At 63.0% G+C, this 18,585-nt stretch carries 23 protein-coding genes; 13 read left to right on the forward strand and 10 right to left on the reverse strand.

All coding sequences use genetic code 11. The features are described 5' to 3' along the window. Positions 1 to 331 precede the first annotated feature (331 nt). The 3 genes from AC0L2Y_RS05510 to AC0L2Y_RS05520 all read left to right on the forward strand — a co-directional run bounded on the left by AC0L2Y_RS05510 (position 332) and on the right by AC0L2Y_RS05520 (position 3,268). Positions 332 to 2,077, forward strand: a complete 1,746-nt coding sequence (locus AC0L2Y_RS05510) for a sensor histidine kinase (protein ID WP_473554805.1) — start codon at positions 332 to 334, stop codon at positions 2,075 to 2,077. After that, the gene (locus AC0L2Y_RS05515; RefSeq protein WP_473554429.1) at positions 2,052 to 2,825 is read left to right on the forward strand and encodes a peptidoglycan-binding domain-containing protein; all 774 of its coding nucleotides are present in this window, start codon (positions 2,052 to 2,054) and stop codon (positions 2,823 to 2,825) included. Before AC0L2Y_RS05510 ends, AC0L2Y_RS05515 begins: the two co-directional genes overlap by 26 nt. Positions 2,826 to 2,920: 95 nt before the next feature. Next, complete coding sequence (locus AC0L2Y_RS05520) at positions 2,921 to 3,268, forward strand: DUF1491 family protein (protein WP_473554430.1); 348 nt, start codon at positions 2,921 to 2,923, stop codon at positions 3,266 to 3,268. A 10-nt stretch (positions 3,269 to 3,278) separates the two neighbouring features. Here the strand turns inward: AC0L2Y_RS05520 and AC0L2Y_RS05525 are convergent, their stop codons facing one another. Further along, on the reverse strand, positions 3,279 to 4,289 hold the full coding sequence (locus AC0L2Y_RS05525; RefSeq protein WP_473554431.1) for a hypothetical protein: 1,011 nt from the start codon (positions 4,287 to 4,289) through the stop codon (positions 3,279 to 3,281). Positions 4,290 to 4,476: 187 nt separating this feature from the next. Here AC0L2Y_RS05525 and AC0L2Y_RS05530 point away from each other — a divergent pair, with 187 nt between their 5' ends. Next, positions 4,477 to 4,662 carry a hypothetical protein gene (locus AC0L2Y_RS05530; protein WP_292658434.1) on the forward strand — a complete coding sequence of 62 codons (186 nt, stop codon included), beginning with the start codon at positions 4,477 to 4,479 and terminating at the stop codon, positions 4,660 to 4,662. A gap of 15 nt (positions 4,663 to 4,677) precedes the next feature. On the opposite strand, the gene AC0L2Y_RS05535 is transcribed toward AC0L2Y_RS05530, so the two are convergent. From AC0L2Y_RS05535 to AC0L2Y_RS05550, 4 genes are all read right to left on the reverse strand, one after another. Continuing rightward, a complete protein-coding gene (locus tag AC0L2Y_RS05535; RefSeq protein ID WP_254819944.1) occupies positions 4,678 to 5,226 on the reverse strand; it encodes a DUF1254 domain-containing protein in 549 nt (182 codons plus the stop codon). After that, the gene (locus tag AC0L2Y_RS05540) at positions 5,219 to 5,803 is read right to left on the reverse strand and encodes a DUF1214 domain-containing protein (protein WP_473554435.1); all 585 of its coding nucleotides are present in this window, start codon (positions 5,801 to 5,803) and stop codon (positions 5,219 to 5,221) included. The genes AC0L2Y_RS05535 and AC0L2Y_RS05540 overlap by 8 nt, the downstream gene beginning before the upstream one ends. Positions 5,804 to 5,899: 96 nt before the next feature. Then, entirely contained in the window at positions 5,900 to 8,059 is a 2,160-nt protein-coding gene (locus AC0L2Y_RS05545; protein WP_473554438.1) for a transglycosylase domain-containing protein, read from the reverse strand. Between the two features lie 99 nt (positions 8,060 to 8,158). Beyond that, complete coding sequence (locus AC0L2Y_RS05550) at positions 8,159 to 8,767, reverse strand: cupin domain-containing protein (protein WP_473554440.1); 609 nt, start codon at positions 8,765 to 8,767, stop codon at positions 8,159 to 8,161. A gap of 19 nt (positions 8,768 to 8,786) precedes the next feature. Here AC0L2Y_RS05550 and AC0L2Y_RS05555 point away from each other — a divergent pair, with 19 nt between their 5' ends. Beyond that, on the forward strand, positions 8,787 to 9,491 hold the full coding sequence (locus tag AC0L2Y_RS05555) for a TetR/AcrR family transcriptional regulator (protein ID WP_352490841.1): 705 nt from the start codon (positions 8,787 to 8,789) through the stop codon (positions 9,489 to 9,491). Positions 9,492 to 9,571: 80 nt separating this feature from the next. On the opposite strand, the gene AC0L2Y_RS05560 is transcribed toward AC0L2Y_RS05555, so the two are convergent. The 3 genes from AC0L2Y_RS05560 to AC0L2Y_RS05570 all read right to left on the reverse strand — a co-directional run bounded on the left by AC0L2Y_RS05560 (position 9,572) and on the right by AC0L2Y_RS05570 (position 11,900). Then, positions 9,572 to 9,733 (reverse strand): hypothetical protein, encoded by a 162-nt coding sequence (locus tag AC0L2Y_RS05560; protein ID WP_352490842.1) that lies wholly within the window; start codon positions 9,731 to 9,733, stop codon positions 9,572 to 9,574. Between the two features lie 82 nt (positions 9,734 to 9,815). Then, positions 9,816 to 11,435, reverse strand: coding sequence for a chaperonin GroEL (gene groL, locus AC0L2Y_RS05565; RefSeq protein ID WP_473554443.1), 1,620 nt, complete (start codon positions 11,433 to 11,435; stop codon positions 9,816 to 9,818). Positions 11,436 to 11,537: 102 nt separating this feature from the next. Then, on the reverse strand, positions 11,538 to 11,900 hold the full coding sequence (locus AC0L2Y_RS05570; protein WP_473554445.1) for a co-chaperone GroES: 363 nt from the start codon (positions 11,898 to 11,900) through the stop codon (positions 11,538 to 11,540). A 243-nt stretch (positions 11,901 to 12,143) separates the two neighbouring features. Between AC0L2Y_RS05570 and AC0L2Y_RS05575 the strand changes: the two genes are divergently transcribed. After that, positions 12,144 to 12,416, forward strand: coding sequence for a hypothetical protein (locus AC0L2Y_RS05575; protein WP_292658482.1), 273 nt, complete (start codon positions 12,144 to 12,146; stop codon positions 12,414 to 12,416). After that, positions 12,413 to 12,679 carry a DUF1488 family protein gene (locus AC0L2Y_RS05580; RefSeq protein ID WP_023718394.1) on the forward strand — a complete coding sequence of 89 codons (267 nt, stop codon included), beginning with the start codon at positions 12,413 to 12,415 and terminating at the stop codon, positions 12,677 to 12,679. The genes AC0L2Y_RS05575 and AC0L2Y_RS05580 overlap by 4 nt, the downstream gene beginning before the upstream one ends. Here AC0L2Y_RS05580 and AC0L2Y_RS05585 read toward each other — a convergent pair. Both AC0L2Y_RS05585 and AC0L2Y_RS05590 read right to left on the reverse strand, forming a co-directional pair. Then, positions 12,676 to 12,900, reverse strand: a complete 225-nt coding sequence (locus tag AC0L2Y_RS05585) for a hypothetical protein (protein WP_473554449.1) — start codon at positions 12,898 to 12,900, stop codon at positions 12,676 to 12,678. The genes AC0L2Y_RS05580 and AC0L2Y_RS05585 overlap by 4 nt on opposite strands. 44 nt (positions 12,901 to 12,944) lie before the next feature. Then, positions 12,945 to 13,367, reverse strand: coding sequence for a hypothetical protein (locus AC0L2Y_RS05590; protein ID WP_473554452.1), 423 nt, complete (start codon positions 13,365 to 13,367; stop codon positions 12,945 to 12,947). 48 nt (positions 13,368 to 13,415) lie between these two features. On the opposite strand from AC0L2Y_RS05590, the gene AC0L2Y_RS05595 reads away from it, so the two are divergent. From AC0L2Y_RS05595 to ccmI, 6 genes are all read left to right on the forward strand, one after another. Continuing rightward, positions 13,416 to 13,826, forward strand: a complete 411-nt coding sequence (locus AC0L2Y_RS05595; protein WP_352665893.1) for a DUF3168 domain-containing protein — start codon at positions 13,416 to 13,418, stop codon at positions 13,824 to 13,826. A 372-nt stretch (positions 13,827 to 14,198) separates the two neighbouring features. Then, positions 14,199 to 14,498 (forward strand): hypothetical protein, encoded by a 300-nt coding sequence (locus AC0L2Y_RS05600; RefSeq protein ID WP_473554454.1) that lies wholly within the window; start codon positions 14,199 to 14,201, stop codon positions 14,496 to 14,498. Between the two features lie 64 nt (positions 14,499 to 14,562). Continuing rightward, positions 14,563 to 15,228 carry a response regulator transcription factor gene (locus AC0L2Y_RS05605; protein ID WP_023718390.1) on the forward strand — a complete coding sequence of 222 codons (666 nt, stop codon included), beginning with the start codon at positions 14,563 to 14,565 and terminating at the stop codon, positions 15,226 to 15,228. A gap of 10 nt (positions 15,229 to 15,238) precedes the next feature. Further along, positions 15,239 to 16,666 (forward strand): ATP-binding protein, encoded by a 1,428-nt coding sequence (locus tag AC0L2Y_RS05610; protein ID WP_352490940.1) that lies wholly within the window; start codon positions 15,239 to 15,241, stop codon positions 16,664 to 16,666. Positions 16,667 to 16,788: 122 nt separating this feature from the next. Continuing rightward, positions 16,789 to 17,226 (forward strand): hypothetical protein, encoded by a 438-nt coding sequence (locus AC0L2Y_RS05615; RefSeq protein WP_473554457.1) that lies wholly within the window; start codon positions 16,789 to 16,791, stop codon positions 17,224 to 17,226. Between the two features lie 221 nt (positions 17,227 to 17,447). Next, positions 17,448 to 18,584, forward strand: a complete 1,137-nt coding sequence (gene ccmI, locus AC0L2Y_RS05620; RefSeq protein ID WP_473554458.1) for a c-type cytochrome biogenesis protein CcmI — start codon at positions 17,448 to 17,450, stop codon at positions 18,582 to 18,584. Position 18,585: the final 1 nt, after the last annotated feature.

The raw sequence follows: 18,585 nt of genomic DNA on the forward strand, positions 1-18,585 counted from the left end.
CCGTTCAACCACTTGTTTTTCCTCGTTAATTTTTGCATTGGTGACAGTTTGATGCCATCGGCCGCAACGCCAGGCGCAGGCGGTGTGGATAACGCTCCGTTTACTATGGCGGCAATTGCCCCGGTTTTTCCCCGCCGGTATCCCGATATTTGCAGCCTGCCGGGGGACGATCGGCCCAGCCTTATCCATTCCTTAAACGCTGGATGCGAGTTTCGGATCGACAAAAGCCGCCTGCAAAGCAGGGCCGTTCACGACCGGGTGCGTTGAGTTGAGTGCGATCAAGGCCAGATACGCCGAGTTGCCGGGCGCGATAGCCGCCGGTTGCGAACGGATGGTTCATCCGTCCGTGCTCGGCCAGAGCGATCGTCGCCGCCACAGCCGGTTCATTGGCGTCATGCTGGCGACCCCTTTCTTCAGCGCGGGTGCAGCGGTGACGCTGGTCACATCGGGCATGGGTGCGGCTGTGACTGTGGCTGCGATCTTTGCGGCGTTCGGCCTTTGCTGGTTCGCCGCCCTGCTGGTGGCTGCATCGGGCAAGATGACCCTGGCCGGCCAACTCGCCTTGATCGTCGGCAATGTTGCGCTCGGTGCCCTTATCGCTGCTGCCGGCGGTGTGGCATCGCCGGTTGCCCTGCTCGCGGTGGCGCTGCCGTTTGAAGCCTGGTGGATCGGCCAGTCGCGCCGTGCCGTGATCTGGGGCGCCATATCGGCCCTTGTCGCAGTCTTGCTGCAGCCTTTAGCCGGTTCCGTCTTGCCGCTCGACCAGACCGAAATCGCCGCATGGCACTGGCTGGTACCACTGGCCTGGGCACTCACGCTCATTCCGCGTATCGCTCCGCTTCGCGGCGCCGCCAGCGCACAGCTCGATCCGGCCGGCAGCGACCGGCTCGAAGACCTCATCGACGCCGTCGTGCTGCGAATCGCTGCGCATGGCGAGGTTCTGGACGTCTCGGCTAAGGCACGCACCATGCTGAGGCTGCCACCGGAGCTGCTTTTCGGCACCGGACTTTTCGATCGCATCCATCTGTCCGACCGCGTCCCGTATCTCAGTGCGCTGGCCGATATGCGCGATGGCGCCCTGTCGCGCCGGCTCGACCTTCGCGTCCGGCTGCCGCAGAGCGGCGGCGTGACAGCCGACAATTACCGGCCGTTCTCGCTCGAGATGATGCGCGCGCCGGGGCAGGGGACTGTCTTCACGCTTCTTCTGCGCGAGAACGATGAACTGGCCGGACTGCGCCTGGAGCTTGCCGCCGCCAATGAGGCGGCTGCCTCCGCCGAGGTGGCGAAAGGACGCTTCCTTGCCGTCGTCAGCCATGAGTTGCGCACCCCGCTCAATGCCATCATCGGCTTTTCCGACATGCTGCTGCACGAGATGTTCGGCAGCTTCAAGGATCCGCGCCAGAAGGAATATGTCGGGCTGGTCAGGGATTCGGGCCAGCACCTGCTTGCCGTCGTCACCTCGATACTCGACGTATCGCGGATCGAATCGGGCGCCTACGCGACGGAACCGGAACCGTTCCGCTTCCGCGAAGCGGTCGAGATGTGCCAGTCGATGATGCGCCTGCAAGCCGAGGCAAAGGCCATCGATCTGCAGGCCCAGATCGCGCCGGACGCAGGCGAAATAAATGCCGACCGGCGCGCCGTGCAGCAGATCCTGATCAATCTCGTCTCCAACGCGATCAAATTCACGCCCGAAGGCGGCAATGTCGTCATCGGCGCCAAGCGGATCGGCTCGCGGCTGCATTTCTGGGTCCGGGACACCGGCATCGGCATCGCCGAGGAAGATTTCGCCAATCTCGGCAAGCCGTTCATGCAGATCCAGAACGACTATACCCGCCGTTTCGAAGGCACCGGGCTCGGGCTTTCGCTGGTGAAGGGGCTGGTGGCGCTGCACCAAGGCACCATGTCGATCGAAAGCATGCCGGGCGAGGGCACCACGGTGACGATCAGCCTTCCCGTGAGCGGCCCGACGGGCCGCTCGGGGGAAAAGACCGGCGTGGTGCCGATGTCCGCGGCCAAACTCAGAGCGGACGGTGGCAAAGGGGAGAGCAATGGGTCGCTCCGCAAAACAGCCTAAGGCGGTCAAACGCCGCGGCAATGCCTTCGAGCACGGAGCGATGGCCCTGGGCAGCCTGATCTCGCGCAATCCTGTTGTGGTCGGCGGCTCTACCGCGTTCCTGGTGACGCTGTTCTACGTCTCGGCGAACGCTCTTTGGTATCAGCCCTTTCCGCATGCCGGCGCGTTTTTCGCCACCAGAAGCATCGAGCGCTTTCCGCGGGCGGACAGCGACGAGCCCGAAACCACTATCAACATCGTGCGTCCGGCTTCAGCGCCGATCAAGAGCGACCCGGTCGTCGAACAGGTCCAGGGCATATTGAAGGATCTCGATTTCTATTCCGGCACCGTCGACGGTATCCCCGGACCGAATACGCGCAAGGCCATCCAGGCCTATCAGCAGAAGGTCGGATTGAATGCCTCCGGCGAGATCGACGGCGTCCTGCTGGATCAACTGGGCGCCACGCCAAAGACCGCGGCCGTGGTTCCGCATCCGGTGCCGCGGCCGGTCGAAACGGCCGCTGCTCCGGCCGCCATTCCGGTATCCGCACCGGCGAATGCGGCAGCGCAAACGCCTGATGCGCGCATCGTCAAGATCCAGGCCGGACTGAAGGCCTTCGGCAATGACGACATGCAATTGGATGGCGTCGTCGGCGCGCGCACCAAGGCCGCGATCAAGGAATTCCAGGCACTGTTCGGCCTGCCCGAGACCGGTGAACCCGACGAGATCGTCTACGTCAAGATGCGCGAGATCGGCTTGACCAACTGAGGGTCGTGACGGCCGCTTGGCGGTCGGCTCGGCAAAGACCGTTTACGGTCTTCCGGCCGATGCTGTAAGGACCGCCGCATGTCCAGGAATTTTCTATGCGCGTAACCACCGATCTGTGGGTGTCGGCGCTGTTGCGCCGGGTTTTCAGCGCCGGCGGCTTTGCCGCCGTGGTCAAGCGCGGCGCGACGGAAGCCGGTGCGGTTTTCGTGCTGACGCGGGGCAGGCTGGGGGAGATGGCGCTGTTCGGGCCGGCGCCGCAGACGAGCTACGATTCGGCCAGGCCGGACGACCGCTTTTTCAGCCTGCTCGGCGAAGGCGACGATGCCGCCATCTTCGACGCGCGGCTGGAGCGCGAGAAGAAATTCGATCCGGATATCTGGGTGATTGAGATCGAGGCGGGCGCCGTTCCCGTCGAGGAGCTTATCTCGGTCAAGGCGTCGTAACGGCAAGCCTTCAAACGCGATGAGCCTTTGGGGTGGCGGTCATATCGGCGCCGTTCTGCTTGCGCAGGTCGGCATTTGCGGCGACGCGCCCGGGCTTGCGAACGATTTTCGACACGGTGTCGGCCTTCCAGGCGCGGAGCCCGTCCAACGCCGCTTCGCGGTGCAGCAGGCGGTAGCGGTCGAGGAAGATGCGGATCGCCTGCGGGTGCGGAAACGCGGTCGGATAGATGGCGGCCGTGATCAGGAACGCCTTGTCTTCGCTAAGGTCGAGCGCGCGCAAGGCGGTCAGCAGCGGTGCGTAATTGTGGCTCGCGGTAAGCGTCCGCGCCGTTGAAAAATCGATTTCGAGCGCATCGGCGAGCGCTGTCTGGAAGAATGCCGCATTACCGGTCAGCGCGGTCTCGCGCAGCTTGACGTAGGTTTGTGGCTCGACGAACGGACCGATGGCAGTGCCGCTCTCGGCGCGCATCATGGATCGCAACCGGCGGCGTACAGTTTCGGCGGCATCGGAAGCCTCTTGCCTGTTGGCCTCGCCCGCAACCACTTCGGCGTTTTCGGACGCGGCTTTGGCCGTTGTTTCCGGCTGCTGCTGCGACCGCACCAGCGTCGGCCTTTCGAGCACTTTGATGAGATCCGCGATCGTTTGATTGAGATCCTTGCGGCGGGCAATGGCACGGGCATGCGGCAGGCCGTGACGCCCGATCAGCGCGATGAGGTCGACGTCGCTGAGGGCACGCGAGCGGATGAGCAGCGGAGCGGCGATGTCGACCCGCTCCTGGCAAAGTCGCCGCACCAGCGCGGCGGGTGCATATTCGCATTCGGAAAGGGCTGCCGCGACGTAGCGGCGCGATTCGACCGAGACATTGTCGAAAAGCGGCAGCGTCAGGTCTTCGAGTTGCGCGATCTCCCGGCGCGAAGGGCGGGTGAGCGAGCAGAACGCCGATACCGCGGCGCGAAACAGCCTTTCGGCCTTTCCCGATTCAGCTCCTGCTGCGATTTGCCTGAAATCCGAAGCTGACACGAAGGATACGCCTGACACTCGACACGATCTGGAGGGCGCTCTGCCGGGCTGTACCGGTTTCGCGTTTCCCAAGAACAAAGATCAATTTAGCGGCGATCCGTTAGCGCTCCGTTAACCTACTGCCTTCTTAATCGACTATGGAGGCGTTGCGTTGTGCTCCGGGGCAACCGAGAGGAATACGCGAACCATGGGCATGGTACTGTCTTTCGTGCCGCGAACGGCGGCAACCAATCGAGCACAACAAACCGCGCCGGCGGCAGTGATCATCTTTCCCGGGGTGCGCTACGAGCAGCGGCCGCTGACGGGCGAAACGCGGCCGGCCGGCCCCGACAAGCCGGGGCCTTCGGGAACATTGCCGGTACCGCATCACTGAGCGTCGGACCCGGGCTTAAAAATCCTGGAGTTCGCAGGAACTCTGTTCGAGAAACCGCGAGACGATCGGCTTCCAGCTGTCGTCGGGCACGAACGAACGGATGACGAAGACGCCTTCCTCTATCGGCGCCTCGACGAAGATGGCCCCTTGCAGTTCCTCGGGAAGATCCTTGCGGACCTCGATCATCTGGGCCGGCGTCAGCACAACGGTGTCGAGCACGCCTGCGGTCGCGCTGTGGTCGTTGAACGAGTAGATGTTGTGGCCGCCGCGGTCATAGACCGATATCGACCAGAACGGCACCTTTCCCGGCGCCTTGACCCGCACCATCCCCTCGGCAAGGTCGAAGCGGCATGCCGCCGCATAAAACAGCGGATCGACCGATTTCACCACCGGCGCGCCGCCGGCTTCCGCGTCGAGCCTGGTCATCTTGTAGAGATCCGAAGCCATGGCCAATCGCGACCAGGCGTCGCGTTCGGAAAACTCGGGGACGAGCAGCAGCACGACGATGTGCACGATGCCGGCGCCGAGCAGACCGAGCAGCACGGCATGCAGCAGGCTACGCATTGCAGCCGACCTTCTGGATCTGCGGCAGCGTGACGTCCGAGAGACCGGTGCTGCTGGCGATCGGCGTGTCGTAGAACGTAAGCACCAAGTACATCTTGCCGGCGCCGCTGGTCAGCAGCCAATTGCCGGGCGCAGGGCGGCTGCCGACGGAAATGACCACCGAATTGTCGGCCTGGCGCAGCACTTGATAGGACTGTAGCGCAGCCGGCCTCAGCTTGCCGGTCTCGACCACGCCAAGCGACTGGTCGGCGGCATAAAGCGTCCAGAACCGGGCGGTGGGAAAGCCGCCCGCAATCTTGTAGGCACATTGCCGCTTGAGCTGTTCGCCGCCGGAATCGCGCTCGGCTATGAAGGACAGTCCTTCCGCCTGTCCGAGCGCCAGCACGCCTTCGCGAGCCACGCGGGCCTTCGAATAGGGATCAGCCGTCGGCGTGCCGATATCGGGGAAGGCGGTCCATTGGCCGATCCTGATGGCGCCGACGCCGTCCTGCAGCTTCAGTGCATACCAGACGCTGCCGCCACCGCCGACGACGGCGATGGCAAGCGAAAGCAGTGTCAGGAAGGCGTTCTTGAGCATGAGGAGGCAGGGAACCGAAGGCCGGGACTGAAAGATTGCCGCTCGGGGATATCGCGGCGCAGGGCCTTGTGGCAAGCGGCCGCGTGGAATTGGCCGTCACAGCGCCGAGAGGGTCTCCGGTGCAGCGGGCGCGTCGAGCACGGGTGCCGCCTGGAACAGCTTGGTCAGTTCCTTCAGTGTCTGGGTGGTCCGGCTGGACAGCACCGGCGGACGCTCGGCGGCGGCGTCGGCAGCTGCCTGTTCGGCGTTCTTCTTTTCCGCTTCCTCGGCCTTGGCGGCGATTTCGGCATCGACGAAGGGGTGATCGAGGCCGGGGATCGGTCTGAGGTCGATATTCTGGTGCGCATAGAGCATCAGGCGCTGCCACACCATGGCCGGCAGCGTGCCGCCGGTCATCTTGTTGGTCGCGGTGAAGTCGTCATTGCCGAGCCAGACGGCGGCCGTGTAGTTGCCGGTAAAGCCGACAAACCAGGCATCGCGGTAGGACTGGGTCGTGCCGGTCTTGCCGGCGACGACGATGTTTGGAAGGGCCGCGCGCCGGGCAGTGCCGATCACCGGCACCGCCGCCAGCATGGTGTTCATGTATTTGAGCGCTTGTTCCGACAGCACCCGATGCGGCGGCGGCGCATCCTTGGCGAAGTCGTAGACGACCTCGCCGGTACGGGTGAAGAGTTGGCTGACGCCGTGCCGGGTTCCGGCAAAGCCGTTCTGGGCGAATACGCTGTAGCCCGTCGCCTGGTCCATCACGGTCATGCCCGACGTGCCGAGCACCATGGTCTTGTGCGATTCCAGCGGCGACTCGACGCCCATCGCCTCGGCCATCGCCTTGATCGGCTTGATGCCGAGATAGTCCTTGGCCAGCCGCACTGGCACGGTGTTGATCGATTTGGCCATCGCTGTGATCAGCGTGACGTTGCCGGCCGACCCGCCATTGTAATTGTGCGGCGACCAGCTGCCCCACGAGATCGGCCCGCCGGAAACCACCGAATCCGGCGTGAAGCCATGCTCCATCGCCGTCGCATAGACATAGGGCTTGAACGAGGAGCCGGTCTGGCGAAGTGCCTTGGTGGCGCGGTTGAACTGGCTGGCGCCGTAGTCGCGGCCGCCGACGATCGCCCTGACCGCGCCATTTGTCTCGATGACGACGATGGCGCCCTCGGTGACGTTGTATTCCTTGCCGAACTGGCGGAGGTGGAACTCCATCGATTCTTCGGCCGCCTTCTGGATGTTGGCGTCGAAGGTGGTGTGCGCGACAAGCGAGTGCGGGCCGCCTTTGGCGGCGATCTTCTTGACCTCGTCGAAGGCCCAGTCGAGGTAATAGTCGGGGCTCTTCTGCTCGCCGCGGTCGACGATTTCGGCCGGGTGCAGCCTTGCCTGCAGCACCTGGCCTTCGGTCATGAAGCCGGAATCGACCAGATTGGACAGCACCACATTGGCCCGCGCCCGGGCGGCGGGCAGGTTTATGTGCGGCGCATATTTGGTCGGCGCCTTGAACAGGCCGGCCAGCATCGCTGCCTCGGCAAGGTTCAGGTCCTTGACGCTCTTGCCGAAATAGAAATCGGCTGCGGCCTCGATGCCGAAAGTGCCGCCGCCCATATAGGCGCGGTCGAGGTAAAGCTGCAGGATTTCCTTCTTCGACAGATTGGCTTCGAGCCACAGCGACAGGAAGGCTTCCTTGATCTTGCGCTCGAACGTCCGTTCATTGGTCAAGAACAGGTTCTTGGCCAGCTGCTGGGTGATGCTCGAGCCGCCCTGGACCACGGAATTGGCCCGCACATTCTCGAATATCGCCCGCGACAGGCCGAGCACATCGATGCCGTAATGGTCGAAGAAACGGCGGTCCTCGGTGGCCAGCACCGCCTTGATGACATGGTCGGGCATCTCGTCGACCGGCACCGAATCGCGCTGGATGATGCCGCGCTGGCCGATCTCGTTGCCGTAGCGGTCGAGGAAGGTGACGGCGAAGTCGCCCTGCGTGCGCCAGTCGCCGGCGGTTATCTGGAAGGCCGGCAAGGCCAGCGCCAAAAGCACGACGATGCCGCCGGCACCCAGCGTAAAACCTTCACTCAACAGTTCGATCAGGCCGCGGCGCCAGCCGCCGACGCGGAAACGCCGCGAGAAGATGGTCGCCGCTTCCCAGAACTGGCGCGCCCTGAAGCCGATTTCGTAGACCGAGGAATCGATCCACGCATCCACCGCCAACAGCCTTGCAGCGATCGGACCTCTTCTCTTGCGTGGTTCCAAAGGACTGGCCATTCCAGGATCCGGCTGCGGCGATGCCGCCAACTGAGAAACCGCATGCCGGCAATTTCACGGCGGCGCACCACTATGACTATTCGTCCATTTTGGCGCTGCCTACAAGGGCGATGAAGATGAGGGCGATGAAGATATCGCGAGCGGTTCAGCCGTTGCAGCGGCGGTGCGTGCGGATGTCAGTCCAAATCGGGTGCAGAGGCCTGGAACACTATCGAAGTCCATATCCAGTTCGTACTTCCGCAAAAGCTCGCCGGACTTTGTTCTGTCTGGCCAGATGACGGCCAGTTCGCGGAAATAATTCTCGAAGCCGGCAGGCGAAATCACTTCGATGATTTCGCACTGCGTGTCGCCCGCGTTCCAGAACGTATGCCATTCGCCTCGCGGCTTGAACAGCCATGTGCCCGGCCCAGCGGTAACAACGTTCTCTCCAAGCAACGCGCCCAAACTGCCGCTCAGCACATATGAATATTCGTCTTCACGGTGATGCCGGTGCAAGGGCGCGGCCAGCGCACGAGGGGCGAGCGGATGGTGCACGATGGAGAAGCGCTCCCCGGTGTGGAATCCGTCTATCTTCCAGTGGATGCCGAAACCGCCCAGATCAAAGCGGTCACCGGCTCCAGGCAGAATTGTGATGGGATCAGATGAATGGCTGTGAGGCGAGTAAGCCGTCGTACGTTGGAGGCTTGGATCAGGCACTGCGTGTTCCATATCATCCTCCTGAAAATGGGTGTACGCTGCCGATCACCCATTTCTACGCGCCATTCGAACCCAAGTCAATATCGGTGATCATATGAGTTCACTGAAAGAAGGCCAGCGGCGCTCATACCGGTTGCAGCGACGCGCGATCAAGCAGGCCGAGACCCATCTTGCGCTCGCCCGCGCAGCATTCGATCTGCACTGTTCGGTGGGCCCATCGCGAACGACGGTGAGCGCCATCGCTGAGAAAGCGGGGGTGCAACGGCTAACCGTCTACCGTCATTTTCCCGACGAGGAAGCGGTCTTCAATGCTTGCTCGGCATATTCGTTCGGCCAGGACCCGCCACCCAACCCTGAAGCCTGGCGATCGATCGTCGAACCGGAAGTCCGGCTCCGGACAGCGCTTTTCCAGCTCTACGGCTATTACAGGCGCAAGCGGCAACTCCTCGCAAATCTGTATCGCGATGCCGAAATGCCGGTGGTTGCCGCGGCACTGGCCCGCAGGCGAGAGGTTCTCGCAAAAGGCGTCGCGATCCTTTCACAAGGCTACCTCGACCCGGATGGCGGAACTGCAAGGTTGCTCGTTGCCACGATAGGACATGCGCTGGACTTCACGACCTGGCTGTCGCTTGTCGAGAACCAGGGCCTCTCTGACGAAGAGGCGGTGGAAACCATGCTCGTCCTCGTCCGCAGCGTCAGGTCGAGTTTGCGGGACGCCGAGGTAACAAGCCGTTGACTTGACAACCGTCGGCGCTGGAAACGGATGCTTGTAGACTTTTGGCCGCCGGTCTCATGATCTGACGCTGATCTCGCGGGTCACATGGGACGCTTGTCCGCGATCTTTTTCGGGTCGCGGCCTATCGTGCCGGCGTCGGCTTTCCTGTACTTGTCGGCAAGCCTGCGAATGCGATCGAAGCGGCTTTCCTCGGCCACTTTGGTCTTCGCCGCCGCATTTGGCTTCGGGACGAATGCGATCATGGATCGATCTCCTTGCCGATGGTGCACGCCGGGGAAGATACCCCGGCGGCTGTCTTTCAGGCTTGTTTCCGGCAGCGGCTGGTCAATAGCCCATGCCGCCGGTCGAAGCAGCGGCTTCCTTGGCTGAAACGTCGGTGATCATGGCTTCAGCAGTGATCAGGAGCGCGGCAATGGAGCCCGCGTCCTGCAGCGCCGTCCGCACCACCTTAGCGGGGTCGACGATGCCGGCCTTGATCATGTCGACATAGACCTCGTTCTGGGCATCGAAGCCCTGATTGTGGTCCTTGCTGCCGGCGAGCTTGCCGACGACGATCGAACCTTCGACGCCGGAATTCTCGGCGATCTGCCGGATTGGCGCTTCGAGCGCTCTCGACACGATCGAAATGCCCGCCGTCACATCGGCATTGGCTCCGGTCAGCCCGTTCAGCACAGCCTTGGCGCGCAGCAACGCGACGCCGCCGCCGGGAACGATGCCTTCTTCCACGGCCGCGCGCGTGGCGTTCAGTGCATCGTCGATGCGGTCCTTCTTTTCCTTGACCTCGGATTCGGTGGCGCCGCCGACGCGGATGACGGCAACGCCGCCCGCCAGCTTGGCGAGACGTTCCTGCAGCTTCTCCTTGTCATAGTCGGAAGTGGTTTCCTCGATCTGCCCCTTGATCTGCTGGACGCGCGCCTGGATGGTGGTCTTCTCGCCGGCGCCGTCGATGATCGTGGTGGTGTCCTTCTCGATCAGCACGCGCTTGGCGCGGCCGAGCATGTCTATGGTGATGTTCTCCAGCTTGATGCCGAGATCCTCGGAAATCATCTGTCCGGCGGTGAGCACGGCGATGTCTTCCAGCATCGCCTTGCGGCGGTCACCGAAGCCAGGCGCCTTGACGGCCGCGACCTTGAGGCCGCCGCGCAGCTTGTTGACGACCAGCGTCGCCAGCGCTTCGCCCTCGACGTCCTCGGAGATGATCAACAGCGGCCTGCCGCTTTGCACCACGGCTTCGAGGATGGGCAGCAGCGCCTGCAGATTGCCGAGCTTCTTTTCGTGGATGAGCACGTAGGGCTCTTCCAGCTCGGCCCGCATTTTTTCGGCATTGGTGACGAAATAGGGCGAGAGATAGCCGCGATCGAACTGCATGCCTTCGACGACGTCGAGTTCGGTTTCGGCGGTCTTGGCCTCCTCAACCGTGATGACGCCGTCATTGCCGACCTTGTCCATCGCCTTGGCGATCATGGCACCGACGCTGGTGTCGCCATTGGCGGCAATGGTGCCGACCTGCGCGATCTCGCCTGAGGACTTGACCTTCTTGGCGCGCGCCTGGATTTCCTTGACGACAGCGCTGACGGCAAGGTCGATGCCGCGCTTGAGGTCCATCGGGTTCATGCCGGCGGCGACGAATTTGGCGCCCTCGCGCAGGATGGAAGCGGCAAGCACTGTGGCGGTGGTGGTGCCGTCGCCGGCGAGGTCGTTGGTCTTCGAGGCCACTTCGCGCACCATCTGTGCGCCCATGTTCTCGAACTTGTCGGAAAGTTCGATTTCCTTGGCCACCGTCACCCCGTCCTTGGTGATGCGCGGCGCGCCATAGGCCTTGTCGATGATGACGTTGCGGCCTTTGGGGCCGAGCGTCACCTTGACGGCGTTGTTGAGGATTTCGACACCGCGCAGCATGCGGTCACGCGCGTCGGTGGAGAATTTGATTTCCTTGGCAGACATGATTTTTTCCAGTTCGGTTGGTCGTGGCAAGACGCTTGCAGCGCGCCTGAATCAAAGCTTGGAGCATCCTTTGCGCGCCCGGTTGGGCGCGCGGCATTCCAATCAGGCGGCCTTCTTGGCAGCCACGCTCTTGGCAATGATGCCCGTCTCGCTCTTGTCGATGATGCCCATCTCGCTCTTGTCGATGATGCCCATGATGTCGGCCTCCTTCATGATCAGAAGGTCCTCGCCGTCTATCTTGAGCTCGGTGCCGGACCATTTGCCGAACAGGATGAGGTCGCCGGCCTTGACGTCGAGCGCCATCAGCACGCCGCTTTCGTCCCGCGCGCCCGGCCCGACGGCGATCACTTCGCCTTCCTGCGGTTTCTCCTTGGCATTGTCGGGGATGATGATGCCGCCCTTGGATTTGGTGTCGCTTTCGGCGCGCCGAATGACGACGCGATCGTGGAGTGGCCGGAATTTCATGGGGACTCTTTCTGGGGCCGGCTTAGGCGGCCGCCCCTCTCTATAGGCGCTCTGGCACTCGATTGATAGGAGTGCCAAAAAATATTCATAGGGCATGTCAAATATTGAATGTATTATTTTGCTTGGCCATCCCCCGGTGTTCGGGGCCTTGCCGAATATTAATGAAATTGAATTTCTGTCCTTGAACACCTATTTTACGGTGAAGCTCACATTCACGACTTTCGCTGCAAGGGAGATTTACCGATGGCCGAAGGCAATCAGAACATCATGGAAAAAGCTCAGGCTCGCTTCATGGAAAATCAAAAGAAAACAGCGGAGCGGAACAAAGCAACTGCCGAATATCTCTCGGAGGCGAAGGCCAGGATGATCAAGACGGCGAAGCTGAGGGAATTGCGACTGGCCAAGGAAGAGGCGGATCGCGCGGCGGCAGCTCTGAATCCGGTCGCCCCAAAGAAGAAGCGGGCGGCGCGGACAGTCAAGCATGCCGTATCTGCATCGACGGAGGCCAAATCATGAGCCTGACATTTCCCAATCCCAGCCGCAGCTACGACGAGGCAAGCAAACGCATCCGCTTCGTCGGCCATGACGGCATGTTCCAGATCTCCTTCTCTGTCGCAACCGATGCCATCTCCAAAGTGCAGCCGGGAACGGCGGCCTCGGAAGCTACCTATCTGGCGGCCTTCGACACGGCTTCCAGCTCGATCCACGATGTCGCCAGGAATGCCTATGCCCGCACCCGCAGGAGCATATATGTGCTGACTGCGGCCGATTTTCGCTAGATCCGTCGCGATCCGTCCACAAGACGCTTTCTCGGGGCTTCCGGTCCGCCTTCGCCCGCCGCGATGTCACGACTGTTCAGCCGATCGACCATCGCGCCCGCATCGCGCGTGTTAATGCCGACCATGGGTTGCTGCTTGAGCTCGACCCGCTGGCCGGTGAAGACGTCGAAGACGGTCCAACTGTGAGGACGTTCCATACGCAGCGCGTAGCGGTTTGCCATCTTGGCGTCCTTTAGTTTCCGCCCGATCGATGAGTGTCGCTCGGTCAGGCCTGGGCGATGAAGAATACTGCCGCCAGGACAAGCAGCGTCCACAAAACGACGGACAGCTTCAGGGCCAGGCTACCGTGCGCCGAGAGCACCTCCCGCGTGCGGTTGACCAGACTCTTGACGGTCGTCGACATGGTCGACGCCGCAATCGCGACCGGCGGCGCCTTGGCCCCAAGCTTTCCGAAAACAGGCAGCAGCGATGGCTCGCGCACGAAAAACGACCTCGAATGTTTGGAAAAACCAGACATCGTCATAGCATCATTTTTTCGATCTCCTGCATGCCAAATGAATTCGCGCAGGTTGGCGCGGAGGGCCCGGCGTCGCGCATTCCAGGAGCAGGGCTTATTGCCGAGAGCAGGAAGGTTCATAATCCGCACGAGACGCGCTGATTCGCGCTTTGCCGGGATGCCTTCATGCAACGCAGCTACGCAGCCGGGAGGTCGACGCGACGGGCGAAGGGAAAGACGATGACCGCGCCGGCCGTCGAATTGCAGAGGGCCATATTCGAGGCAGTGAACGGCGATCCCGACCTGTCGGCGGCACTGGGCGATGCAAGACTGTTCGACCATGCGCCGGAAAATGTTGCGTTCCCCCACATGACCTTCGGCCGCACCAGCGTCTACGATTGGGCAACGGGGATGGAGAACGACACAGAACAGTTGCTGACGTTGCATGTCTGGTCGAAATCAGAGGCCAGCAAGGAAACCAATGACATCATGGACCTAGTCAGCACCCGCCTGCGCGATACGGCACTCTCGCTTGGCGGACATCGCCGCGCCCACCTCAAGCTCGAATTCGCTGAAGCCCGCTACGACGAGGACCTTTCGGCCCATCACGGGCTGCTGCGCTTCCGCGCCGTGATCAAGGACGAGGGCTGACCACCGGGCACCTTTTCGCAAATCGGGCAATTTTGTTCTTGCTTTGTGCTGGCAGCTATGCTACTAATTCAACTATGGTGCTGATGGCGCCATGACCCGCCGCAGAGGCGGGTTTTTTGTTTCAGGTTCGGTTCGCCTGAACTGCCATCGGTGTCTTGGGCCGGATGCTTCGTCCTCCCAAATGGTCCTGCCCGCCTGATGATGCCGGTTGTCGGCGAAGGATTGCAGGGCTAGGTTACACATTGGCGATTTCGCGGGGCCGGGCGGCGAAATGGCAATCCGATAATCTCGCGCTTCAGGGGTGTGGCGGGCATGCATTCGAGCGTTCACCGTTCATATCACGTTCAGCACCGGCGCGTTAGAACGCTGGTCATGAAAACCCTTCGCTTCCACTTCTTGACCGCGGTACTGGCGCTCTTAGCCGCCGGCCTGCTTGCGTCGCAAGCGATGGCGATCCCCGCTGTCGCGCCCGAGTGGACTCAGCCAGTCGTCCTCGCCGCGTCCGACTGCTACGCGATCGGCCAGCAGGTGGCGGAGCAGAATGGCGGCACCTTGGCCAAGGCCTCGCAGTCGACACGCGGCGGCCAGCCGGTCTGCGTCATCGTCGTGCTCGTTCCGGGCAAGGACGGGCAGCGTCCCCGTCGCTCGGAGATCGTCGTTCCGCTGAACTGAACCGTGCCGTTTCCCAGTCCGCCGGAATCGGCCTATATCTGAACAGCTTCAACAGGCCTTCCGCATGCGCGTACTCGTCGTCGAAGATGACAAGGATCTCAACCGGCAGATCGGCGACGCGCTGGTCGATGCCGGCTATGTCGTCGACCGCGCTTTCGACGGCGAGGAAGGGCACTTTCTCGGCGACACCGAGCCCTACGATGCCGTGGTGCTCGACATCGGCCTACCGCAGATGGACGGCATCAGCGTGGTCGAGCGCTGGCGGCGCGGCGGCCGCAAGATGCCGGTGCTGATCCTGACGGCACGCGACCGCTGGAGCGACAAGGTGGCCGGCATCGACGCCGGCGCCGACGACTACGTCACCAAACCTTTCCACATCGAGGAAATCCTGGCCAGGGTGCGCGCCCTGATCCGGCGTGCTGCCGGGCACGCTTCATCCGAGCTGACCTGCGGGCCGCTGCGTCTCGACACCAAGGCCTCCAAGGCCGACGTCGACGGCGTGCCGCTGAAGCTGACCTCGCACGAATTCCGCCTGCTTGCCTATTTGATGCACCACATGGGCGAGGTGGTGTCCCGGACCGAGCTGGTCGAGCATCTCTACGACCAGGATTTCGACCGCGATTCCAACACGATCGAGGTCTTTGTCGGACGGCTTCGCAAGAAGATGGGCATCGACATGATCGAAACTGTTCGCGGCATGGGCTACCGCATGCGTAAGCCGGAGGCGTAACGCGGAACCGCTGCCTACAAAACCCGCCGTCTCGAACACGCCGTCGCTGCGGTCATGGCCGCGTTCGGTGGCGTTTCGCGTCATCGCCTTTTCCACGGTCTGGGCGATCCTCACTCTGGTCGTCATCTTCACCTTGATCACCACGCTTTATCGCCAGGCCAGCGAGCGCGGTTTCGACAGCCTGCTTTCGGCGCATCTGTTCAACCTGATCGGCTCGGTCGGCGTTTCCGAAAGCGGCCAGTTGACGGGCGCCCCCGACCTTGGCGATTTGAGGTTCTCGGAGCCGAATTCCGGTTGGTACTGGTCGGTCGAGCCCGCCTCGGAAGGTGTGCACGGCGATCTCCATTCGTCGTCGATGACCAAGGCGATCCCGTCGCCAAGCGTCGCCGAGGTGCCCTTCAATGCCAGCTTCCAGCGCAGCTATTCAGCGGACGGCATCGAAGGCGAACAACTGGAGGTGTTCGAGAGCGAGTTCGTCCTCGATGCGAAAAACCGCGCCGCGCGCTTCCGCGTCATGGGCAACCAGACCGAGCTCGAGCAGGAAATCGCCACCTTCCAGCGGCGCCTTTTGACCTATCTGTCGCTGTTCGGCGTCGGCATGATCGCCATCAACGCGATTGCCATCCTGCTCGGCCTGCAGCCGCTGCGCCGGGTCAGGAATGCGCTTGCCATGGTGCGCGAAGGAACCGCGCAACGCCTCGACGGCCGTTTCCCGGCCGAGATCGAGCCGCTCGCCAACGAGACCAATGCACTGATCGAGAACAACAGGCGTATCGTCGAGCGGTCGCGCACGCAGGTCGGCAACCTGGCGCACTCGCTGAAGACGCCGCTTGCCGTGCTGCTCAACGAGGGGCGGGCGCTGGGTGGCGCCAAGGGGCAGCTGATCGCTGAGCAGGCTGCCTCCATGCAAAAGCAAGTGGACCACTATCTGCAACGTGCCCGCGTCGCCGCGCAGCGCGACAGCGTCGTCTACCGGACGCCAGTGACGCCGCTGGTCCAGCGCATGGTGCGGGTGCTGCAGAAGCTCAACCCGCAGACGGCGCTGTCGCTCTCACTGCCGGCCACCGAAATCGTCTTCGCCGGCGAGCGCGAGGACCTGGAGGAACTGCTCGGCAATCTGCTCGACAATGCGATGAAATGGGCAAGGAGCGCCGTCGCCGTTTCGGTCAAGCCGATCTCCAGCAAGGGTGGCGCCGGCAAGGAAGGTGCCGCCAATCTGTTCGAGATTAGCATCGAGGATGACGGCCCCGGCATTCCCGACGACAAGGCGCGCGAGGTGTTGCAGCGCGGACGGCGTCTCGACGAGACAAAACCGGGAAGCGGGCTCGGACTTGCCATTGTCGCCGACCTTGTCAACGAGTATGGAGGCGTTCTGGCGCTGGAACGATCCGTCATGGGTGGATTGAAGGCGATGGTTCGATTGCGGAGCCTTCAGTAATGCTTTTCCAGATTGCTTTTCCAGGTGGCCGGCTGCGGCCAAATTTCCGACAAACATCGACATTATGGCCGCGTCAGCCTGCTGACAGCGCGGCGGTCCAGCTCAAGAAAGCCGGTATTGGCATGAAGATTCGCGTCGCGCTCGTTTCCGCCCTGCTCGCCGTCTCCGGCTGCACGACGCTCGGCAAGGGCGGCCCGGCCGTTACGGTGACGCCGGCCGCGACGCCCCCCAGCGGCGCCAAGGTGGCGACGACGATCATCTCCGCCATGGGCGGCGGCCTCGTCGGCGGCTCGATCGGCGCCGGCCTGAGCGAGACCGAGAAACGCAGCGCGCTCGAGGCGGAATACAAGGCGCTTGAATACACGGCGAGCGGCCAGAAAGTGGCTTGGAAGAGCGACAGTTCGGCCCATCGCGGCGAAGTGGTTGCCGCCCAGCCCTATCGCGTCGGCTCGCAGGACTGCCGGCAATACACCCATACGGTGTTTGCCGGTACCGCCGGCGCCACAGCGCGCGGAACCGCCTGCCGCAATGCCGACGGCAGCTGGACGCCGCTGACGTAGCTGGTCCGGCCGTCGATCCGCCGATTCCGGTCCGGCACTAAAGCGCGGCGCGTTCGACCGGCCTCGTGCGATGCGCTTTAGGTTCTTGTTTGATGCATGGTCGTTATCGCAATACCGCTGCACACTTTTCGCGACATGCATTATCGATCGGAGCGGTCCCGCCAAAGCGTCGCAGCACGCTTGTGTTGGCAGGGCAAGGGTCTCGTTCTATTGGAAGAGCCATGCTGTTCTGGGTCATAGCCGCAATCCTGACGCTGGGCGCAAGCCTGGCGGTGCTGCTGCCGTTGGCCGGCGGTTCGAATAACGCGTCCGCTGCCGGCGATCACGACCTTGAAGTCTATCGCGACCAGCTGGCCGAGCTCGACCGCGATATGGCGCGTGGCCTGATCCAGCCAATGGAGGCCGAAGAGGCCCGCGCCGAAATCGCCCGTCGTATCCTTCGCCTGAGCAATGCCGGCCAGGCCGACGCGACGGCGACGCCGCCGTCGCGGTCGACAAGGCTGGTGGCGACGGCTGCCGTGCTGGTTGTTCCACTGGTCAGCTGGGGCCTCTATGGCCAGCTCGGCTCACCTGACCTGCCGTCGCAGCCGCTCAGCGAACGCCTGGCCAAGAACCCCGCCGACAGCTCGGTCGACGAGCTGATAGCCCGCGCCGAGGCGCACCTGGCGGCCAACCCATCCGACGGCCGCGGCTGGGACGTGCTGGCGCCGGTCTATCTGCGCATGCAACGATACGCCGATGCGGTGACTGCCTATCGCAACGCCATCCGCCTCGACGGCGACAGCGCCGCCCGCCAAGCGGGTCTTGGCGAGGCGATCGCCAATGCGGCCGGCGGCATTGTCTCAGCCGATGCGCAGGCGGCGTTCGAGGCGGCGTTGAAGCTCGATCCGGCCAACCCCAAGGCCTCGTTCTATCTCGCCATGGGCATGGCACAGGAAGGCCGCATAGCTGAAGCCACGGCGGCCTGGCAAAGGATGCTTGCCGCCTTGCCGCAGGGCTCGCCGTGGCGCGGTGCCGTCGAGCAGGCGCTGGCCGAATCCGCCGCCCGCAGCGTAGCTTCGGAAACGCCTGCGAAAGGGCCGAGCGCCGAGGATATCGATGCTGCTTCCTCGATGTCGCCGCAGGACCGGCAAGCCATGATCAGCACCATGGTTGCCGGCCTCGACGAAAAGCTTCGGCAAAATCCGCGCGACGAGGAAGGGTGGATGCAGCTCGTTCGTTCCTATGTCGTACTGGGCAAGACAGATCAGGCGCGTGACGCGCTCAATCGCGGTATCGCCGTCTTTGGCGCCGACAGTGACCAGGCCAGGAAATTCACCGCCTTTGCTGCCTCGCTCGGCGTGACGGCGACGGAGTAGA

It is taken from the genome of Mesorhizobium sp. WSM4830 (assembly GCF_055811495.1).

What these genes read in the sequence shown, in the direction of transcription:
- AC0L2Y_RS05510 (WP_473554805.1), top strand. Translation starts at nt 332, where the DNA reads ATGGTTCATCCGTCCGTGCTCGGCCAGAGCGATCGTCGCCGCCACAGC.
- AC0L2Y_RS05515 (WP_473554429.1), top strand. Translation starts at nt 2,052, where the DNA reads ATGGGTCGCTCCGCAAAACAGCCTAAGGCGGTCAAACGCCGCGGCAAT.
- AC0L2Y_RS05520 (WP_473554430.1), top strand. Translation starts at nt 2,921, where the DNA reads ATGCGCGTAACCACCGATCTGTGGGTGTCGGCGCTGTTGCGCCGGGTT.
- AC0L2Y_RS05530 (WP_292658434.1), top strand. Translation starts at nt 4,477, where the DNA reads ATGGGCATGGTACTGTCTTTCGTGCCGCGAACGGCGGCAACCAATCGA.
- AC0L2Y_RS05535 (WP_254819944.1), bottom strand. Translation starts at nt 5,226, where the DNA reads ATGCGTAGCCTGCTGCATGCCGTGCTGCTCGGTCTGCTCGGCGCCGGC.
- AC0L2Y_RS05540 (WP_473554435.1), bottom strand. Translation starts at nt 5,803, where the DNA reads ATGCTCAAGAACGCCTTCCTGACACTGCTTTCGCTTGCCATCGCCGTC.
- AC0L2Y_RS05545 (WP_473554438.1), bottom strand. Translation starts at nt 8,059, where the DNA reads ATGGCCAGTCCTTTGGAACCACGCAAGAGAAGAGGTCCGATCGCTGCA.
- AC0L2Y_RS05550 (WP_473554440.1), bottom strand. Translation starts at nt 8,767, where the DNA reads ATGGAACACGCAGTGCCTGATCCAAGCCTCCAACGTACGACGGCTTAC.
- AC0L2Y_RS05560 (WP_352490842.1), bottom strand. Translation starts at nt 9,733, where the DNA reads ATGATCGCATTCGTCCCGAAGCCAAATGCGGCGGCGAAGACCAAAGTG.
- groL (WP_473554443.1), bottom strand. Translation starts at nt 11,435, where the DNA reads ATGTCTGCCAAGGAAATCAAATTCTCCACCGACGCGCGTGACCGCATG.
- AC0L2Y_RS05570 (WP_473554445.1), bottom strand. Translation starts at nt 11,900, where the DNA reads ATGAAATTCCGGCCACTCCACGATCGCGTCGTCATTCGGCGCGCCGAA.
- AC0L2Y_RS05575 (WP_292658482.1), top strand. Translation starts at nt 12,144, where the DNA reads ATGGCCGAAGGCAATCAGAACATCATGGAAAAAGCTCAGGCTCGCTTC.
- AC0L2Y_RS05580 (WP_023718394.1), top strand. Translation starts at nt 12,413, where the DNA reads ATGAGCCTGACATTTCCCAATCCCAGCCGCAGCTACGACGAGGCAAGC.
- AC0L2Y_RS05585 (WP_473554449.1), bottom strand. Translation starts at nt 12,900, where the DNA reads ATGGCAAACCGCTACGCGCTGCGTATGGAACGTCCTCACAGTTGGACC.
- AC0L2Y_RS05595 (WP_352665893.1), top strand. Translation starts at nt 13,416, where the DNA reads ATGACCGCGCCGGCCGTCGAATTGCAGAGGGCCATATTCGAGGCAGTG.
- AC0L2Y_RS05600 (WP_473554454.1), top strand. Translation starts at nt 14,199, where the DNA reads ATGAAAACCCTTCGCTTCCACTTCTTGACCGCGGTACTGGCGCTCTTA.
- AC0L2Y_RS05605 (WP_023718390.1), top strand. Translation starts at nt 14,563, where the DNA reads ATGCGCGTACTCGTCGTCGAAGATGACAAGGATCTCAACCGGCAGATC.
- AC0L2Y_RS05615 (WP_473554457.1), top strand. Translation starts at nt 16,789, where the DNA reads ATGAAGATTCGCGTCGCGCTCGTTTCCGCCCTGCTCGCCGTCTCCGGC.
- ccmI (WP_473554458.1), top strand. Translation starts at nt 17,448, where the DNA reads ATGCTGTTCTGGGTCATAGCCGCAATCCTGACGCTGGGCGCAAGCCTG.